The following is a 19,039-nucleotide window of genomic DNA, read 5'->3' on the forward strand; positions in this document are numbered from 1 at the left end:
TTTGACGCATTATATTGCATATTATCTCTAAAATATATTATACTGATCCAAATATATAAAAATATATAAAAAAAACAACCGATTGCGTTAAAAAAAACAACCGATTGTTTTATTTTTGATTTTCTTTGTTTCTTTTTGATTTTATAAGAAAAACAATTATTGAAGTTTAAATAAATTATATCTTACATTTATATATATGAAAATTCTCGGAATTTCTGCTTACTATCATGACTCTGCTGCATCAATTATTGATAACGGTAAAGTTTTATATGCTGCACAAGAAGAGCGATTCTCAAGAATAAAAAATGATGCTTCATTTCCAATACAGGCAATTGAATACTGCCTCTACGAATCTGGATATAAAATTGAAGATATAGATCTTATATCTTTTTATGATAAACCATTTTTAAAATTTGAAAGATTATTAGAAACTTATTATGCATTCGCTCCAAAAGGTTTTAAATCATTTGCTAAGGCTATGCCGGTTTGGTTAAAGGAAAAATTGTTTATTAAGCAGTTTATAAACAAAAGAATTTCTGAGTTAAGTAAATCTAAAACAATTAGAATACCTATTAATTTTCCAGAGCATCATCTTTCTCATGCTGCTAGTGCGTTTTACACATCTCCATATAATAGGAGTGCTTACTTAACAATTGATGGTGTTGGCGAATGGACTACTACATCTTATGGAATAGCATCTGGCAAAGAAGGGATTAAGGTATTAGGCGAACTTCATTTTCCAAATTCATTAGGATTATTTTATTCTTCATTCACTTATTTTTTAGGTTTTAAAGTTAATTCTGGCGAATATAAAATGATGGGTCTTGCTCCTTATGGAAATAAAAACTCAAAAAGAGTGTCACATTTTATTGAAATAATAAAAGACAAGCTAATTGATATTAAACCAGATGGGTCTTTAAAATTGAATATGGATTATTTTGAATATGCTGTTGGCTTACGTATGGTGAATCTTAAAAAATGGGAAGCCTTATTTGAAATAAAGAAAAAGTTACCTGAAGAAAAATTAGAACAAGTACATGCAGATTTAGCATTTGCTGCACAAAAGGTTACCGAAGAAGTTCTTATCAAACTAATTACATATATAAAGGATACGACAAAGGAAGATTATTTATGTTTATCTGGTGGTGTAGCTTTAAACTGTGTAGCAAACTCAATATTGTTTGAACAAAACATTTTTAAAGATATATATGTGCAACCTGCAGCAGGGGATTCGGGAGGTGCTTTAGGAGCAGCATTAGCTTCTGCTCATATACATCAAGATTTAAACTTTAATGGATTAAAAAAAGCATTTAATATTTATTTAGGATCTAAATCCTCTAATGAGGATATTGAAAGACTGTTGCGAAAATATAAATGTAAATTCAAGCATTTTGAAAGTATAGATGAGTTAACTAAAGCAACAGCCCAAACTATATCCGATAATAAGGTTGTTGGTTGGTACAGAGGCAGAACAGAATTTGGGCCTAGAGCTTTAGGAAATAGAAGTATAATTGCTGATCCTACAGATCCAGAAATGCAATATACCTTAAATATGAAAATTAAATTTAGAGAAGGTTTTAGACCATTTGCTCCAATGGTTTGTGAAGAAGACTATTATGATTATTTCGAATATGGGAAACATTCTTATTATATGCTATTTACAAGTAAGGTAAAGGAATCTTTAAGAAGAAAATTACCAGTAGATTTTGAAACTTATAGTTTAAATGAAAAGCGTAAATTTATAAAGTCTGATTTACCAGCTATAACTCATATTGATTTTTCAGCTAGAGTTCAAGTGGTGAAAAGAGAAGTAAATCCTGCATTATGGTGTTTGATTCAAGCTTATAAAAAAAATACAGGAATTGGTGTTCTTATTAATACTAGTTTTAACGTGAAAGATGAACCAATAGTAAATACTCCAGAGGATGCTTATTTATGTTTTATGAAATCTGGGATGGATGTTTTGGTTTTAGAAAATTATTTAATTGAAAAATAAATGGAATTTTTAAAGGAATTTTTACTCTTTTTAAAAGAAAGAAAAAAATGGTGGCTCATGCCATTAATTATTATTTTCTTGCTTTTTGGTATACTAATATTTTTAACTAGTGGTTCTGCATTAGCACCATTTATTTACTCTTTATTTTAATGAACTGGGAAAAGTCTTTAGAAACCATTATTATTCTAGCCCTAGCATCGCTTATTGGTTGCTTATGGTTTGAGGTTAGTTGGTTAATCTATTTATCAATTGGCTTATTAGCGATATCATTTATTTCTAAAAAAACAACAACCTTAATAGCTAAGGTCTGGTTTACTTTTTCTGAATATTTAGGAATTGTAATGAACTATATAATCATGTTCATTATCTTTTATTTATTTCTGTGCACTTTATCTTTTTTTCAGCGTTTATTTGGAAAGAATCAAATATTAAAAAAAGAAGAAAATAATTCTCATTTTATTAAACGAAATCATTTGTACACTGATAAGGATATTAAAAACCCTTGGTAAATTTTAATTTATTCTATCGGTTATATTTTGAAGAAGATTGTCAAGATCTGTATCTTTTAATCCACTCTTTTTTGCTTCGAAAATAGTTTTTTGTGCCAAATTAAGTTTATTTAAAGTCATGTAAACTTTTGCTAATTGTTTAGCTGAAGCACTTGTTTTATCTAATTGATTGTATTTAATAAAATAATAAACAGCACGTTTTGGATCTTCCATTTTTAAGCATATTGTGCCAGCCTCAAGATATCCATCTGCTTGCTCTGGATATTCAAAAATTAAAGATTGTGCAATACGTAGCGCTTTACTATATTTCTTTGTGCGTTTATAAGTTTCATAAGCTTCAATCATTACATTTTTCCATTGAGGTTGATTCATGTATATAGACATGGCTTTTTTTTCCTCGTAAGTTGGGTTTGTAATATCATAATAAGTTGATTTAGGAAGTGAACCTGACATATTCATAACATATGGCCAAGATTTTTTCAGATCAGCTATAATAAGTTTTCCTTTAATAGAGTCAATATCTGTTGTTGGGATATCTTCGAAAGCTTCACTATATGGAATGTAATTACTCCAATTCTTTAAATAATTTAATTCTTTAATTTTATTATAAAAGGCATCTGCCATAATAAAATAACCTTCTATATTGGGGTGTAAGTGTTCAGTGAGCAACTCATTTCCTATAATATCATCAGGTGAATGAGATATAAAAGCTTTTTTCATATCTATCAGAGGGAAATTATGTTTTTTAGATAAATTAGAGATGACATCATTTATCCGTTCTGGAGCCCTAAACCTAAGATAATCTAGTTCTTTAGCTATGTGTAAATGCTTCTTAGCAGTATCTTGGTTTTTTTTAAGATAATGTCTTCCTAGTTTATATGCTGCTAAAGCATTATTCTTGGCTACTTTATTTGCTTCAATATTATTTTCTTCTAAATTTTTTAAAAACTTTTTTTCATTATTTATGCTATCACTTATAAAAGGTTTTATGTCTTTTTCGTTTGATACTATGGTCGAAATAATGACTGGAATATTATATTTTTTATAGGTGTTTAATATCTTATCTAAGTTATTTTCAAACTGGTTAATTCCTGCTTCGTAAACCTCTGAATTGTAAGGTATACGTTGTTCCTTCGCCATAACCTCCATTAAATTTGTTTCACCAACTTTAGGAGTTTTTGTTTTTTTACTAAAGATTTTAGAATAGCTATTATCTAATAACTGAAAAAAACGGAATTTTTTAAGAAAAAGATATGATCTAACTATTATTGGATGGCTGCCAATAGAACTAGATGAACCCACTCCTAATGCTCCATAATATTCATTATGTCCTGCATAAAAGAGCACTAAATCTGGTTTTTGTTCTATTATTTCATCAGTTAAGTCCCATAAGGTATATGAGTTAACTGCAGTTATACCAGTGTTTATTATTTCAATATTTTTATTAGGAAATGTTTGAGATAATCTATGTTTAAGCATCCGCGGAAAAGAGCCTCCACGATAATAAGGAAATCCAACGACAGTAGAAGCGCCTTGAACAAAAACTCTAAATGTACTATCTGTTTTAGTCTTAAGAAAAATATCAGATTGATTATCTGAATTAAAACCTTCGTTATTGAAATATTTTTTAGATACTTCAGAATTCATGACGAGGTATTCTGGCCTATCTTTAATTTTTAGTGTTTTGAAAAGCTGATAGTTTTCACCATAACCACTCAGCCTCAATATTAACTCTATCATTAATATAAGTAGAAATGGTAGCGAAATACTAATAATTTTAAATACGTTTTTCTTTTTCAAAATGACATATTTTAATTCGTTACTAATGTATAATATATTAGTATGTGTTTTTTAATAATAGTTATTTTACTTTTTCATTAATAAATATACTTTCAGGAGCTCCTAAATAACTTACTTTTAATTCTTCTTTAGTATTAATAACAAATCTTTGAAAAACGATTCCAGTGTCAATCATCCATATCTTAAGAATGTGTTTGCCACTTTTATTAACTTTATGATTCGTTTTTTTTATTTTTATATGATTTCCAACTGATTCTTTCCACCAATCAGCATATTCATAATCTGGTTTTATTTCCCCCTCATTCATATTAATTATTTGTGGTTCGTTATCATCAATTGAAATGGCAAATTTTAAACCGCCTTGTTTTTTATAATCCTGTGTAGGGGAAAGGTATGTTTCTATAACAAGGTCTCCAATGTCAAAAACAGTAAATTCATATTCTAATCTTGGTGAGTTATTATTTAATGTTTGTGTTTTAGCTGTTACAGGTTCAGCAATAATTGAAGAATTTGTGCGACCAAGATTAGGTACAACCGTCCAATGAATATTTTTTGTGTCAATTAAATTAGTATAATGATCTGCCTCAAATGCTATAACTCCATTATTTTCTATAAAACCTGATGCCTTTGGAAGGTTATAACGTATAGGCACTTCAACTGAATATTCATTTCCAGTACCAGCAATGAGAATTTCACCAATAGTATTTTCTTTAGGAGCTTTATCCCAATCAATACTAACATAAACTTTTTCATTAAATAATGTAGACCCTTGTTCTTTTGATAATTTTATCCAATCTTGTTTTGCTTTAATGGTGTAGTTTAATTTTTCTTGACCTCTATTTATAATATCAACATAATAGTTTTGGTTATTTAAAGAGTCAAATTGAGGTAGAGCATGACTAAAGGACCAATCTGCTTCAACATCGAGCCATCCCCATCGTGGTTTTTTTCCGTATTCTAAAAGATAACCTAATTCTGCAGGTTTTGGAATTTGAACATATGATACAGCGGGCATCATATTTAAAGGAGGATGATTCCAATAGGTATAGCCTATATGCGTTTGAGACATCATATGATTCCATTTACCATCTCCTAGTTCGTGATATTCTTTTGTAAATTCAGCATCTTTTTTAAACAGCTGTTTAACTTTTTCGGCATAGAAATTAGCTGATGCAGCTCCATGCACTCCATAATATTTATTCTTTCCTGCGGCGACATACATTTCGTTTAGGTTTGCGCACATTTCAATAGGAGAGTGCACTAACTGATAAAAAGCGTATTTATGGCTTTCTGGAAGTTGATTATAAATAGTTTCACTTTTCTTTTTCAAATCATTGTATTCTTGAACAATTCTGTCAGCCTCTCGATAATTTTTAATACTATAGGTTTCAGGTGTTAACATTTCTGGTGTGCGTCGTGAATTGTATTTTGTATAAAGAGAAAGAAGTTCAGTGATTTCCGTTGTAAAGTAATTACCAAATTGTTGTTTTGACCAATTAGCATAGTAATTTGGTAAATCTTTAGCTTGGATTGCATCAGGATTCCAAGCATAATCCATAAAGAAACTAATAGGTAATTCCATATGCTTAATATCTCCAACATTAGCTATCCATAAATTTTTCACACCATGATCATAGTTTAGTTTCATCTGTTCCCAAACTCTTTCTATTTGAGTTACATTTTGCCACTTGTATGATACAGGTGATCCAACATAGTCGAAGTGGTAGTACATACCAAATCCACCCGAACGATTAAGATCTTCTTTTTTTGGTAAATAGCGGATGTTACCCCAATTGTCGTCACTAAACAGAACAGTTATATCATCATCAACTCGCATACCTTTATCGTAATAATCCTGTACTTCTTTGTAAATTGCCCAAACCTGTGGTGTTTCAGAAGCAGGTTTACCAGTAACATCTGCAATAATTTTTCGTTGATCTTTTATAATATTTTTTAAAAGATCTACAGCTGTTTCTTCAGACATTCCTTCATCACCATCACCACGCATTCCAACAGTAACAACACTTTCATAGTTGGCCATTCGTTCAATGCCACCACGCCAAAATTCACCTAGTTTTTCTTTATTTGTAGTGTAATCCCAAGCACCTCCATTAAATAATGACCACTCGTTATGAGCTCGCATCATAGGCTCATGATGACTTGTGGATACTACAATTCCATATTCATCAGCAACTTTAGGATTTAAAGGATCATCTACATTAAACATTGTTGGTAGCCACATTGATGGCCATAAATAGTTTGCTTTATTACGTAGAAGTAGTTCAAATATTTTTTCATAGCATTTGTGATTCGTACCTCCAAACTTTTCTTTTGCCCAATTTCTGAATCCTGGAGATTCATCATTAATAAAGATACCTCTGTATTTTACAGATGGTCCGTTCGAAACAAATCGTCCTTTATTAATATACAATTCTTTACTTTTTTTGATTGGCGCATCTGCCCACCAATACCATGGAGACACTCCTATTTTTTTTGAGATGCTAAACACACCGTAAGCTGTTCCTCTTTTATCACTACCTGCTATAACTAGAGCCTGCTTTACGCCTGGAAAAGGGTTTTTAATTGTTTGTATAATAAAACGTTCCCATTGGTTTTGAATAGCATTAACATTTATTTTTCTATTTGCTATCAGTTCATCAATATATTGACTGTTTCCAATAGACCCAATGATGATCACATTTTTTGTAGATTCATCTATAGAAGACATTATTTTAGGATTTCTTCCCGTTACCTTTTCAATATCACTTGCAAGGAATGAAACCGATTTTTTAACTAATTCAATATCTGAATCATCGTATAGTATGGATGATGCTTCAGTTTTACTTACTATTGAAAAGCAGTTATTATTGTTTTTAATACTTGTTTTTATCTCTATTTGAGAAAAGGACAAATAGGGAATTAATAGTAGCGTTAATAATAATAGTCTCATTTTTTTAGTTTAGAATAATTACACAATCGATTGTTAAAAAGGTTCTGTTTTTATAGGTGAAGTTTTTAGCTTATTTACTTATAAGTGTAAAGCTTAAATTTTTGAATACTATACGTGTCAAAAGGAATACGAATATGTCTTCCTTGGTGGGTTTGGTCTCCATTTAGATACCTAGATACAATCCATTTGTTATTTTTGAAATAACCTTCTTCATCAGATAGAATTCCTGCATTAAGCGAGGGATTTTTAGCATTTTTACAAGTAACCACAACACCAGAGCCAGCAATATAAAATTCGCCATTTTTGGTTTCTATTAAAACGACACTAGTAAAAGGCCAGCTATCATCTTTTGCATTGGGAGACCAGTTTAAGGTATAATCATGGCGTAAGGTAAATTCATATTGACCCATAACTATTTTGGTCTCAGATATATCTTTGTTCAATAAAACAGCATCGATGTTTTTTATTTTTTCCTTGTTACTTATTATGGGAGTCAATTGATTTATTAAATCATACATTTTAGCAAGTGGCTCGGTAGTAATAGAGTTGTTATTAGAAACATCTGAAAAACCTGTATCACCCATATTTTCAGCTGTAATTATGTCTTTAGATTCCACTGAAAAAGGACAAAATCCCATAGCCTCATAATGCCCAATAGCATACATCGCCTTTGCTGCTACGGTATCATCAAATCGATGTTCTGGAATAAATAATGGGTTGCCTTGGCGTGTGTATAAATCGTTCCAATGTTTGAAATCTGGATTATAATAATCTGGAGAGTAAAAATCTATATCAGGTCCTGCAGCTTTCCAAACATCAATAATATGAGGTAATGGTCCAGCACTAGGATAATTACCCGGTATTTTTTTAGAGCTATTTAATGCCGCATTAACATACATTGGTAACGGATATATAGCTTTACCTGCTTTTGTAATTTTATTAGTGAATTTTGAAAAATACCATGCCATAAAAATTTCATCGGTATGTAATCCTTTTCCAAAAATAGTTTCCCAGTTTCCAGAGGTTTTAAAGCCTTGTTTTTCCCAAACAGCATAAAACTCTGGAACAAGTTTAGTTTTGTTATTCTGTAAATAGGAAATTAATGCTTTAGGCACCTCTTTTTTAAAGGCTTCGTTTGCTAAAGGATGATAATCTCTAGCTGTTGGTAACATGCCAATTTCATTTTCAACTTGCACCATAATTGTTGTATGCTCTTTGCTGTCAAAGTCTTTTATAAATTGCATGAATTTTTCAAAAGCAACTAAATCTGCATTTAAATTATTGTCACTAAATGGCGTTAAAATTTCCTGACCTATATTCTTATCATCTTCAGCTCTAGGATATTTTTTTTGATTTAATTTTACCCATTCTGGGGCATGACTAGACATGCTATTTTTCCATGAAGCAAACCAGAGGAATACTATTTTTAAATTATTATTTCTAGCTTCTTCAATTAATTGTTTTATTAGAGAAAAATCAAATTCCCCTTGTTTTTTTTCAATTAATTCCCAATAAACAGGTACTAAAACGGTGTTTAAATTCAAGGCTTTTAGTTTTGGCCATACAGACTCCATATTAGCCATACTTGTTGCTGTAGAATTTCCTAATTCTCCACCAAGAATTATATAAGGCTTATTGTCTACAATTAATTGAGTTGTTTTATTGCTTTTTCTTAAAAAAGGGATTTGGGCATCACAGAGTTGTATATTTAATATGAATAGAAGTAAACAAAGTTTAAGTATTTTATTCATTTGTTTGATAGTTTAGTTGGTTAAGAAGTTATTATACTTCCTAATTGTTGGTGTTATTTTAATGATTTTTTTGATAAAAAAATAAAGATAGATAGCAAAAATATAAAATTAATCCCAAAATAAAGCAACCGGTTGCGTTAAATGTTTTATCTATTAAGTATATAGTCTATATTATAATTGCATTAAAATAAAAATTTGTTTTTAGATAAAGTCAGAACTTTTGCCTATGTTTATCCAATATGTTGTTTAGCTGCTTCTACTACTTTTTTAGAATTTCCAATAAAAATAACATCATCAATTATTATAACTGGACGACTTAAAAAAGTATAATGTTCTAAAATGTAATGTTTAAAGTCACGTTCTGTAAGTTCTTGGTTTTTTAAATCCATTTCTTTGTAAAGTTTAGAACGTTTACTAAAAAGAGCTTCGTAACTACCAGCAAGACTTTGCATGTGTTCTAGTTGTTTAACGGTAATGCTTTCCGTTTTAATGTCTTGAAGAATAAAATCAGAAGAAAGATTTAATTCCTTTAGAATTCGAATACAGGTGCTACAAGTTTTTAGGTAATATACTTTTTTCATGTGTTTATTTCTTAATGACTTAATAAAAATTTTATGCAAAATAAAAGGAATTATAGCATTTAAAAGTATATTTATCGAAAAAATAAAGACATGCAATTTACTTTTGACGTATTATCTAACATTCGCGTTTTTTCAAAGAAATATCTTGAAAACAATTCTTTAGAAGATTTAAATAAAATTCCTGAAGGGTTTAATAATAATATGATTTGGAATATTGGACATATAGTGGTTACTCAACAATTATTAGCCTATAAATTATCTGGTTTGCCAATGGCAGCAAGTGATAATTTAATTAATAAATATAGAAAAGATAGTAAGCCAGAAGGCTTTGTTTCTCAAGAAGAAGTTGATGAAATTAAAGACTTGTTATTTTCTTCTGTTGAAAAATTAGAAGTCGATTATAAAAATGGCGCTTTTAAAAATTACCAAGAGTATACAGTTTCTACAACAGGTAATACATTAAAAAACATTGATGATGCATTACAATTTATATTGTTTCATGAAGGGATGCACCTTGGTTATATTTTAGCTTTAGTAAGAGCTGTTAAAAACTAAAAAATTACTTACTTTTTCAAAAGGGATTGTAAATTCTATAATCCCTGATGAGTAAGGCGCAATTTCATAGGTGTTGTAAAGCAAAACAATTCCTTCTTCATTGTAGGCTATATTTGTAGGTAATTGAAAGCTTTTAGAATCGAAAAGTACATCGTTATCTTTTATTGCTTCATCAAAATATGTTTTTGCTATTTCTTTAAAAGCAACAATATTTTTTAATAAATCTTTATTGTGAATTAAATTACCTGTTTCACTATTAAAATTTAAAAAAGAGATGTTTAAATTACCATGAACACCGCCTGTATTTATGTAAGACGTTATTACTATGCTCATAATTTCAGGCGATTGGTATAATATTTCTCCATCTATTTGTGCTTCCCATATTTGTTTGCTTTCAGAGAAATTAGTTTTAAATGATTGATATTCTTTATTGAAATTTGTAATACTTTCTTCAATAGAAATATGCGGTACACTATCTGATTCTCCTATATATAAAGCCGCTACAACTGTTTTGTTTATTTCAGAATTTATTTGATTTATGATGGTTTCATTTCCATAAGCTTTTGGAATATTGACAATAACAACATCATTGTTATCTGTTGATATTGTAGTCTCTGAAAATGTCGTTTTTATGTCTTCGTTACAGTTTAACAAAAAGAAGAAACAACAAAAAATGATATATTTATTAATCATAGCTAATTTTATAAACTAAGATTAAAGGTAATTATTGCATTTGATTGCACCGAATTAATTAAGAATTTGTTAAAATTTATTGTTTAAGAAAAAGAAAGAATAATGTATGAAAGTAGAAATATTTAAATAATAAATGGGTGCTAATCTAAATAATAGATGTAGCCAACGTTTAACCATACTAGCCAATCATTTTTTTTGTCATAATTTCGCCAGTTGTGATCTAGTCCATCAATCCAGTCACTATAATAGTATTGCCATCTTAAATCTAGCATTAAATCTGATAGGACAGTAAGTTTATAACGAAAACCAACACTAGCTACTGTTGACCAAGTGCTTCCTCCGTTAATGTCGATGGGGTATTCATCTCCTCCTACTGGAAAATTATCAAACCAATAAGAGTATATATTTGATCGATCAAATACATCTCCATATGCACTGGGGTTTGGATTGTTAAAAGTTGTGCTAGCTTTAGGGCTAAAGGATGTGTAATGAATACCTAAGCTTACAAAAGGGGCAATTCTATAAGCAAATGCTTGAAAAGAGCGAATACTTAAAGGAAAAAACTCAATTTGCGTACCAATGTCAAAATTACTTGCAACCCCTTCATGAGCTCTAAGTTGATCTGCTTGAACACTAATTTTATCTGGTTGTACCCAAAAACCATGGTGATCAAGGTTTGTTCTATTGTAAGATATTTCGTTTCGTAATTTAAAGTGATCGTTAAAGTATGTATCGGTGGTATAACAATTACAATCTGCTCTGTAAGCAAAACTAATATAATGAATAATTCCTATTCCGTATCCTGAATTACCAAAGTTGGTTATCTCTTCGTTACGACTTCCAAAATCAGAACGAAACTGTACAGGTCCTGCAATAACACCTATTTCATGAGAAAAACCTAATTGAGCATTTGCCGTTTGAGATGTGATAAGTATACAAAAAGCTAAAGCTAAATGTTTCAATTTAAGCATATAAGGTTTTGTTTTTTTGAGGCATTATTAACAACAAATATATAAAAAGTGCATTAACAAACAAACATTTGTAATTTTAGTGAAATAACTAAAAAAAAATTATTGCGAATTTCAAAAAAAAACAATGTTATTTTTAAAGATAACGTATCTTTGCGCTTGTAAACTACATATTCAATAAATTACTAATACAAATAAGAATAAATGAAAAACATAATTGATTCGTTTTTAGATATTGTAAAAGAACGCAATGGTCAAGAACCTGAGTTTTTACAAGCTGTAGAAGAAGTTGCAGAAACAGTAATTCCCTATATAGTACAGAATAATATTTATTATGGTAAAAACATTCTTTTAAGAATGGTTGAACCAGAACGTGTCATTACATTTAGGGTTTGTTGGGTTGATGATTCTGGCGAAATACAAGTAAATAGAGGCTATAGAATACAAATGAATTCAGCCATAGGGCCCTATAAAGGAGGCTTGCGTTTTCATCCTACAGTAAATATGAGTATTTTAAAGTTTTTAGCATTTGAACAAGTGTTCAAAAACAGTCTTACAACGTTACCTATGGGCGGTGGTAAAGGAGGTAGTGATTTTGACCCTAAAGGAAAGAGTGATGGTGAGATTATGCGCTTTTGCCATGCATTTATGAATGAATTATTCAGACATATAGGTCATAATACAGATGTTCCAGCAGGTGATATTGGCGTAGGAGCTAGAGAAATTGGGTATCTTTTTGGGATGTATAAAAAAATAAGCAATGGTTTCACTGGCGTTTTAACAGGAAAAGGAATGTCTTGGGGAGGATCATTAATTAGACCAGAAGCTACTGGTTATGGTAATGTGTATTTTGCTCAAAAAATGCTCGAAACAAGAAATGACGATATTAAAGGTAAAAATGTTGTTATATCTGGTTCGGGAAATGTAGCGCAATATGCAGCAGAAAAAACAATACAATTAGGAGGTAAGGTGTTAACGTTATCAGATTCTTCAGGGTATATTTATGATGCTGAAGGTATTGATGCTGAGAAATTAGCTTTTGTAATGGAACTAAAAAATGTAAAACGAGGAAGAATAAAAGAGTATTTAGAATCGTATCCAAATGCTAAATTTGTTAAAGGAGAAACGCCTTGGGGTGTAAAATGTGATGTAGCCTTACCATGTGCAACTCAAAACGAATTAAACAAAAATGATGCAAAAACTCTTTTAAAGAATGGATGTATCTGTGTAAGTGAGGGAGCTAATATGCCATCAACTAAAGATGCTATTACAGTATTTCATGAAGCAAAAATATTATTTGCTCCAGGAAAAGCTTCAAATGCTGGAGGTGTTGCAACATCTGGTTTAGAAATGACACAGAATTCTTTACGATTTAAATGGACAAGAGAAGAGGTAGATAATAAGTTAAAAGATATCATGTCAGAGATACATAAATCTTGTATAGAATATGGTAAAGATGAGGATGGATACATTGATTATGTAAAAGGAGCAAATATAGCTGGGTTTGTAAAAGTAGCAGATGCTATGTTAGCACAAGGAGTTGTATAAAGATAAGGGCTTGATAAAAATTTAAAGCATTCTAATTTATTAGGATGCTTTTTGCTTTAAAACATATTATTTTGAGGTAAAACTCGTTAGATATAAATATATTTGAATATTAAAATCTCATATGCTAAAAAGATTATTAATTTTATTTGTTTATATATTTCCCTTACTTCAATTTGCTCAAGATTATTCAGCGCTTTGGGAAGGTTATTTTTCATACTATAACATTAAAGATGTTGTAAAAGGCAATAGCAAAATATATGCTGCTGCAGATAATGCAATTTTTAGTTTAGACACTCAAACAAATAATATTGAAGAATTATCTACTATTAATGGTTTGTCAGGAGAGAGTATTTCTACTATATATTATAGTGATGTTTATGAATTATTGGTTATAGGCTATGAAAATGGATTAATAGAAATAGCTTTTGATAATGAGGATGATATTTTAACTGTAGTAGATATTATTGAAAAACCTACAATACCAGAAACAGATAAAAGAATAAATCATTTTAATGCTTATGATAATGTTGTTTATGTGTCTACAAATTATGGTATTTCTGTTTTTAATTTAGAAAGGTTAGAGTTTGGAGATACATATTTTATTGGTAATGGAGGTTCTCAAATGCAAGTTAAACAAACCACAATTCACAATGGAGAAATTTATGCAGCTTGTTTTGGTGGTAATGGTATAAGAAAAGCATCAATTTCAAATCCTAATTTAATAGATTATCAAAATTGGCAAACTATTATATCCGGAGATTTTTTAGCAATTGAAACTTCAGCCAATAAGTTGTATACAATAAGAACTAATAGAAAAATTTATGAAGTTGTAAATGATGCTTTAACAGAGTTGTTTTTATATGCCGATATTCCTGTTGAATTACAATCTGTCGATAATAATTTAATTGTAACAACTAATAATACTGCTTTTATATACGATGCTAGTTTCAATTTAATTTCAGAAGCGCTAATTGACCCTAGTTTTAGCACAAAGTTTAATTCTGCATCAATAGATTCAGAATATTTGTACATTGGAACTAAAGATTTTGGAATTTTGAAAACACTTTTAGCAAGTCCAGTTTTATATGAAGAGATTCATCCGGATGGACCTTTGTTAAACATACCATTTTCTATTGAAGCAGAACCTGATGGTTTATGGGTTACTTTTGGTGAGTACGATTTATTTTATAATCCTTACCCTTTAAATAGTAGAGGTTTTAGTCATTTAAAGGATGAAGTTTGGATTAACAACGCATATCGTGAGGTGTTTGAAGCGAAAAACTTAAATAAAATAGCAATAAACCCATTTAATACTAGTCAAGTATATATAAGTTCTTTTTTTAGTGGTTTATTGGAAGTTAATGAAGATATTCCAAGTATGTTATATAATGAATCTAATAGTGGTCTAGAATCATTAGTATTACCTAATAATCCAAATTATATAGACCTAAGAGTAGGAGCTTCTGCTTTTGACAATGATGGAATATTATGGACAATGACTAGTTTAATAGATAGCCCTTTAAAAGCGTATAATCCAACTTCAAATCAATGGAGCTCTTTTGATTTTACAAATATTATTGTTGATGGTTTTGCTAATGGGAATTTAGGTTTTTCAGATATTGTAATAGATAATGATCAAATAAAATGGATAGCAAGCTATAAATATGGACTTATAGGTTTTAATCAAAGAGGAAGTACTCAATTTATTAAAAACATTAGTAAAGAAGATGAAAATATGCCAACCGAGTTTGTGACTGCTTTAGCATTAGATAAAAGAAATCAGTTGTGGATTGGTACTTTCAGGGGATTACGGATATTATATAACACCTCTAATTTTTTTGAAGATGATAATGTACAAGTAGAAGAAGTTATTATTGAAGAAGATGGTGTTGCTAAAGAATTGCTTTTTCAACAATTTATAACAGATATAGAAGTTGATGGTTCTAATAATAAATGGATAGCAACTGCAGATGCTGGAATATTTTATTTTTCATCTGATGGACAAAACACTATATTTCATTTTACTAAGGATAATTCTCCTTTACCTTCAAATGAAATAAATGATGTATCTATTGATAATACTAAAGGAACTGTTTATATAGCTACAAGTCGTGGGCTAGTTTCTTTTAGTGCGGGTGGTTCAAGTACTTTTGAAAATTTACAATCGGCTTTTGCTTATCCTAACCCAGTAAGGCCAAACTTCAATATTGTTGAAGAGAAAGTGAAAATCAAAGATATTTCTGAGAATGTAAATATTAAAATTACCGATATTGAAGGTAATTTAGTGGCTGAAGCGCAATCTAGAATAAACCAAAGATATAGAGGTTATAATCTAGAAATAGATGGCGGAACAGCGTTTTGGAATGGTAAAAACCTTGCAAATAACCTAGTGGCTTCAGGAGTTTATTTAGTTATGTTATCTGATTTAGATACTTTTGAAACTAAAGTTTTAAAATTAATGGTTGTTAGATAATGATAATTAACACCAATACAATAGTCTTATCAAAATTAAAATATAGAGATAACGATCTTATTGTAAAATGTTATACACAGCAATTAGGACTGGTTAGTGTTATTTTAAGAGGGGTTTTAAAAAGTAAACGCGGACAATCAAAAAGTGCGTATTACCAACCACTTTCTCAATTACAGTTAGTTTTAGATTATAAAAATAATAGGTCTTTACAATCTGTAAAAGAAGCTAAACTAAATCATTTATATACAAGTTTACATACTAATGTTTTAAAAGGTTCTATAGTTATGTTTTTAACGGAAGTATTGTCAAATGCTTTAAAAGAAGAGGAACAAAACGAAATACTTTTTAGTTATTTAGAGACTGCGCTTCAGTGGTTAGATATTCATTCAGAATATTCAAATTTTCATTTGCTTTTTTTACTTAATCTTACTAAATATTTGGGGTTTTATCCAGACTTAAAGAATATAGAGTTTAATTATTTTAATTTAAGTGATGGCAGATTTGAAAAACAAGAACAAAGTAAATATTCTATAACAGGTGAAAATATTAGGTTGTTAAAACAGCTTTTGGGCACAACATTTGATGCTTTATCTTTAGTTAAAGTAAATGGAAAGCAAAGACAGTCATTTTTAAATATGATTTTGCTTTATTTTGAATTACATTTGGGGAGTTTTAAAACGCCAAAATCTCTGCAGGTATTTAATCAAGTTTTTAGTTAAACAATGAAGTTGTTTTTTGTTTTTTGTTTCTTTTTTGTTGTTATAACAGCACAAACTCAGAATATTAAGGTTCTTAGTAAAGATACTAATGAACCCATAATTGGAGTTGCCATCTATAATATAGATAAATCTAAAAGTGTGGTTACTAACTTTTTGGGAGAAGCCAATTTAGATAGTTTTTCAAATTCTGAAACAATTTATTTCAAACATCTTTCACATATATTAAAAAAAATCACAAAAAAAGAGTTAGGAATTTTAAACCGAGTGTATTTATATTCTAATACTCAAGGTCTCGAAGAAATTGTTATTTCGGCTTCAAAGTTTGAGCAAAATAAAAAAGATATTCCTCAAAAAATAGTAAGTATAAACCCAGAAAGCATTCAGTTTACAAATCCACAAACAAGTGCAGATTTACTTGAAACTACTGGGCAAGTTTATATTCAAAAAAGTCAGTTAGGAGGAGGAAGCCCTATGATTCGTGGATTTTCAACCAATAGATTATTAATTACTGTTGATGGTGTTAGAATGAATAATGCCATATTTAGAGGTGGTAATTTACAAAACGTGATAGCTATCGATCCGTTTTCAATTCAATCTACCGAGGTTACATTAGGCTCCGGATCTGTTATTTACGGAAGTGATGCTGTTGGAGGTGTTATGAGTTTTTATACTCAAAAACCAAAATTATCTTATACCGATTCATTATTATTTAAATCAAATACAATAGTAAGATATGCATCTGCTAGTGATGAAAAAACAGGACATTTCGATTTTAATTTAGGATATAAAAAATGGGCATTTGTAACCAATGCGAGTTATACGAGTTTTGGCGACTTAAAAATGGGTAAGCATGGACCCGATGCATATTTAAGACCCGAATTTGTTTTGGCTACCAATACTGGGGATGTTATTATAAATAATAGCGATCCTTTAATTCAAAGGGAGACAGGCTATAATCAACTTAATATGATGCAAAAGATACGATATGAATCTTCTGAAAATTTAAGTTTCGATTTAGGTTTATTTTATACTACAACGTCTAATGCACCAAGATACGATCGTTTAATTCGTTATAAAAACGGTGTGTTACGATCTGCAGAATGGAATTATGGGCCACAAGAATGGTTTATGTCTAATTTACAGATTACTAAATTAAGTAGTCACTCAAATTTATACGATAAAATTAAAGCTACTTTAGCGTATCAAAACTTTCAAGAGAGTAGAAATGATCGTGATTTTCAATCAGATATTCGAAGTGTGAGGGAAGAAGCTGTTGATGCCTATTCTTTTAATTTAGATTTTGAAAAAACACTAAGCTTTAAAACACAGTTTTTTTATGGGGTTGAGTATGTATATAATAAAATTATGTCTCATGGCAATGAAGAAAATATTGCAACTCATATAATAACTCCAACAGTTTCAAGGTATCCTAATGGCGCCAGTTGGCAATCGGCAGCAGTTTATTCTAGTATTAAATACAAACCAAACTCTAAATTTGTATTTCAATCTGGTTTGCGTTTTAATCATGTTATTTCTAAAGCCGATTTTAGCGAAAATAATGTGTATTTAAACTTGCCTTTTAATGCTTCAAAAAATGAAGCAGGAGCGCTTACAGGAACAGCAGGAATAAGTTGGTCGCCAAATAATATTATGCAATGGAAATTAAATGCATCATCTGCTTTTAGAGCTCCAAATATTGATGATATAGGAAAGGTGTTTGATTCTGAACCAGGTTCTGTAGTAGTGCCTAATGAAACATTAAGGCCAGAGTATGCCTATGGAGGAGAAGTAGGGTTGAAATTGAATTTTAACCAAAAACTAATTCTAGATATGAGTACGTACTATACTTATTTAGATAATGCTTTAGTACGAAGGAATTATAATTTAAATGGCGATACAGAAATTATTTATGATGGCGAATTAAGTAATGTACAAGCTATACAAAATGCATCTAAAGCATGGATTTACGGCTTTGAAGTTGGTTTGAAAATGCCAATTACAAATACATTGAAATTAACATCGCAGTATAGTATTATTGGAGGTACAGAAGAAAATGATGGTATTGAAGTTCCTATAAGGCATGTAGCTCCTTATTTTGGAAACACGCATCTAATTTGGATTAATAAAAGTTTAAAGTTTGATTTTTTTGCAAATTATAATAATGAATTATCTTTTAGTCAATTAGCGCCCTCTGAAAAAGAAAAAGATTATATCTACGCCTTAGATGCTTACGGAAATCCATATAGTCCTTCTTGGTATACGCTTAATTTAAGAACCCAATATCAATTAACTAATTCTACAATGTTAACTGTTAGTTTAGAAAACATAAGTAGCCAACGTTATAAAACCTATTCATCGGGTATTGCAGCTGCAGGAAGAAACTTTATTTTGTCTTTAAAATATACTTTATAAGTTTATTGTAACGTAGCTCTTTATTTATATTTAATAAAGTTTACAATAATAAAAAAGCACTTTGGTTTTATCTAGAGGACTTTT

General features: G+C 29.7%; 14 protein-coding genes. 8 read left to right on the plus strand and 6 right to left on the minus strand.

Annotated elements, in window-relative coordinates; all coding sequences use genetic code 11:
- Positions 1-196 precede the first annotated feature (196 nt).
- Genes ACH5TW_RS10600 through ACH5TW_RS10610 form a run of 3 tightly spaced genes read left to right on the plus strand, consistent with a single transcriptional unit; the run spans position 197 to position 2,505 of the window.
- On the plus strand, positions 197-1,996 hold the full coding sequence (locus tag ACH5TW_RS10600; protein WP_439336474.1) for a carbamoyltransferase family protein: 1,800 nt from the start codon (positions 197-199) through the stop codon (positions 1,994-1,996).
- Positions 1,997-2,146: a DUF5989 family protein gene (locus ACH5TW_RS10605; RefSeq protein WP_439336475.1), complete on the plus strand. Its 150-nt coding sequence runs from the start codon at positions 1,997-1,999 to the stop codon at positions 2,144-2,146.
- Entirely contained in the window at positions 2,146-2,505 is a 360-nt protein-coding gene (locus ACH5TW_RS10610; RefSeq protein ID WP_439336476.1) for a hypothetical protein, read from the plus strand. Before ACH5TW_RS10605 ends, ACH5TW_RS10610 begins: the two co-directional genes overlap by 1 nt.
- Positions 2,506-2,508: 3 nt before the next feature.
- Here the strand turns inward: ACH5TW_RS10610 and ACH5TW_RS10615 are convergent, their stop codons facing one another.
- From ACH5TW_RS10615 to ACH5TW_RS10630, 4 genes are all read right to left on the minus strand, one after another.
- On the minus strand, positions 2,509-4,305 hold the full coding sequence (locus tag ACH5TW_RS10615) for an SGNH/GDSL hydrolase family protein (RefSeq protein ID WP_439336477.1): 1,797 nt from the start codon (positions 4,303-4,305) through the stop codon (positions 2,509-2,511).
- A gap of 61 nt (positions 4,306-4,366) precedes the next feature.
- Positions 4,367-7,255 carry a glycosyl hydrolase 115 family protein gene (locus ACH5TW_RS10620; protein ID WP_439336478.1) on the minus strand — a complete coding sequence of 963 codons (2,889 nt, stop codon included), beginning with the start codon at positions 7,253-7,255 and terminating at the stop codon, positions 4,367-4,369.
- Positions 7,256-7,329: 74 nt separating this feature from the next.
- Entirely contained in the window at positions 7,330-9,006 is a 1,677-nt protein-coding gene (locus ACH5TW_RS10625; RefSeq protein WP_439336479.1) for a GH35 family beta-galactosidase, read from the minus strand.
- 230 nt (positions 9,007-9,236) lie between these two features.
- Complete coding sequence (locus tag ACH5TW_RS10630) at positions 9,237-9,587, minus strand: arsenate reductase family protein (protein ID WP_439336480.1); 351 nt, start codon at positions 9,585-9,587, stop codon at positions 9,237-9,239.
- A gap of 90 nt (positions 9,588-9,677) precedes the next feature.
- Between ACH5TW_RS10630 and ACH5TW_RS10635 the strand changes: the two genes are divergently transcribed.
- A complete protein-coding gene (locus ACH5TW_RS10635; protein WP_439336481.1) occupies positions 9,678-10,142 on the plus strand; it encodes a DinB family protein in 465 nt (154 codons plus the stop codon).
- Here the strand turns inward: ACH5TW_RS10635 and ACH5TW_RS10640 are convergent.
- Together ACH5TW_RS10640 and ACH5TW_RS10645 are read right to left on the minus strand one after the other, a co-directional pair.
- Positions 10,119-10,835, minus strand: coding sequence for a DUF3298 and DUF4163 domain-containing protein (locus tag ACH5TW_RS10640; protein ID WP_439336482.1), 717 nt, complete (start codon positions 10,833-10,835; stop codon positions 10,119-10,121). The genes ACH5TW_RS10635 and ACH5TW_RS10640 overlap by 24 nt on opposite strands.
- Before the next feature lie 140 nt (positions 10,836-10,975).
- Entirely contained in the window at positions 10,976-11,806 is an 831-nt protein-coding gene (locus ACH5TW_RS10645; protein ID WP_439336483.1) for a THC0290_0291 family protein, read from the minus strand.
- A 201-nt stretch (positions 11,807-12,007) separates the two neighbouring features.
- Between ACH5TW_RS10645 and gdhA the strand changes: the two genes are divergently transcribed.
- The 4 genes from gdhA to ACH5TW_RS10665 all read left to right on the plus strand — a co-directional run bounded on the left by gdhA (position 12,008) and on the right by ACH5TW_RS10665 (position 18,955).
- Complete coding sequence (gdhA, locus tag ACH5TW_RS10650) at positions 12,008-13,351, plus strand: NADP-specific glutamate dehydrogenase (RefSeq protein ID WP_439336484.1); 1,344 nt, start codon at positions 12,008-12,010, stop codon at positions 13,349-13,351.
- A gap of 121 nt (positions 13,352-13,472) precedes the next feature.
- The gene (gene porZ, locus ACH5TW_RS10655) at positions 13,473-15,824 is read left to right on the plus strand and encodes a type IX secretion system anionic LPS delivery protein PorZ (RefSeq protein ID WP_439336485.1); all 2,352 of its coding nucleotides are present in this window, start codon (positions 13,473-13,475) and stop codon (positions 15,822-15,824) included.
- Positions 15,824-16,543, plus strand: coding sequence for a DNA repair protein RecO (gene recO / locus ACH5TW_RS10660; protein ID WP_439336486.1), 720 nt, complete (start codon positions 15,824-15,826; stop codon positions 16,541-16,543). The genes porZ and recO overlap by 1 nt, the downstream gene beginning before the upstream one ends.
- A gap of 3 nt (positions 16,544-16,546) precedes the next feature.
- The gene (locus tag ACH5TW_RS10665) at positions 16,547-18,955 is read left to right on the plus strand and encodes a TonB-dependent receptor (protein WP_439336487.1); all 2,409 of its coding nucleotides are present in this window, start codon (positions 16,547-16,549) and stop codon (positions 18,953-18,955) included.
- The last annotated feature ends 84 nt before the right edge of the window (positions 18,956-19,039 follow it).

Source organism: Thalassobellus sediminis (assembly GCF_044386045.1).
In the GTDB taxonomy this organism is placed as follows: Bacteria; Bacteroidota; Bacteroidia; order Flavobacteriales; family Flavobacteriaceae; genus Thalassobellus; species Thalassobellus sediminis.

What these genes read in the sequence shown, in the direction of transcription:
- ACH5TW_RS10600 (WP_439336474.1), top strand. Translation starts at nt 197, where the DNA reads ATGAAAATTCTCGGAATTTCTGCTTACTATCATGACTCTGCTGCATCA.
- ACH5TW_RS10605 (WP_439336475.1), top strand. Translation starts at nt 1,997, where the DNA reads ATGGAATTTTTAAAGGAATTTTTACTCTTTTTAAAAGAAAGAAAAAAA.
- ACH5TW_RS10610 (WP_439336476.1), top strand. Translation starts at nt 2,146, where the DNA reads ATGAACTGGGAAAAGTCTTTAGAAACCATTATTATTCTAGCCCTAGCA.
- ACH5TW_RS10620 (WP_439336478.1), bottom strand. Translation starts at nt 7,255, where the DNA reads ATGAGACTATTATTATTAACGCTACTATTAATTCCCTATTTGTCCTTT.
- ACH5TW_RS10625 (WP_439336479.1), bottom strand. Translation starts at nt 9,006, where the DNA reads ATGAATAAAATACTTAAACTTTGTTTACTTCTATTCATATTAAATATA.
- ACH5TW_RS10630 (WP_439336480.1), bottom strand. Translation starts at nt 9,587, where the DNA reads ATGAAAAAAGTATATTACCTAAAAACTTGTAGCACCTGTATTCGAATT.
- ACH5TW_RS10635 (WP_439336481.1), top strand. Translation starts at nt 9,678, where the DNA reads ATGCAATTTACTTTTGACGTATTATCTAACATTCGCGTTTTTTCAAAG.
- ACH5TW_RS10640 (WP_439336482.1), bottom strand. Translation starts at nt 10,835, where the DNA reads ATGATTAATAAATATATCATTTTTTGTTGTTTCTTCTTTTTGTTAAAC.
- ACH5TW_RS10645 (WP_439336483.1), bottom strand. Translation starts at nt 11,806, where the DNA reads ATGCTTAAATTGAAACATTTAGCTTTAGCTTTTTGTATACTTATCACA.
- gdhA (WP_439336484.1), top strand. Translation starts at nt 12,008, where the DNA reads ATGAAAAACATAATTGATTCGTTTTTAGATATTGTAAAAGAACGCAAT.
- porZ (WP_439336485.1), top strand. Translation starts at nt 13,473, where the DNA reads ATGCTAAAAAGATTATTAATTTTATTTGTTTATATATTTCCCTTACTT.
- recO (WP_439336486.1), top strand. Translation starts at nt 15,824, where the DNA reads ATGATAATTAACACCAATACAATAGTCTTATCAAAATTAAAATATAGA.
- ACH5TW_RS10665 (WP_439336487.1), top strand. Translation starts at nt 16,547, where the DNA reads ATGAAGTTGTTTTTTGTTTTTTGTTTCTTTTTTGTTGTTATAACAGCA.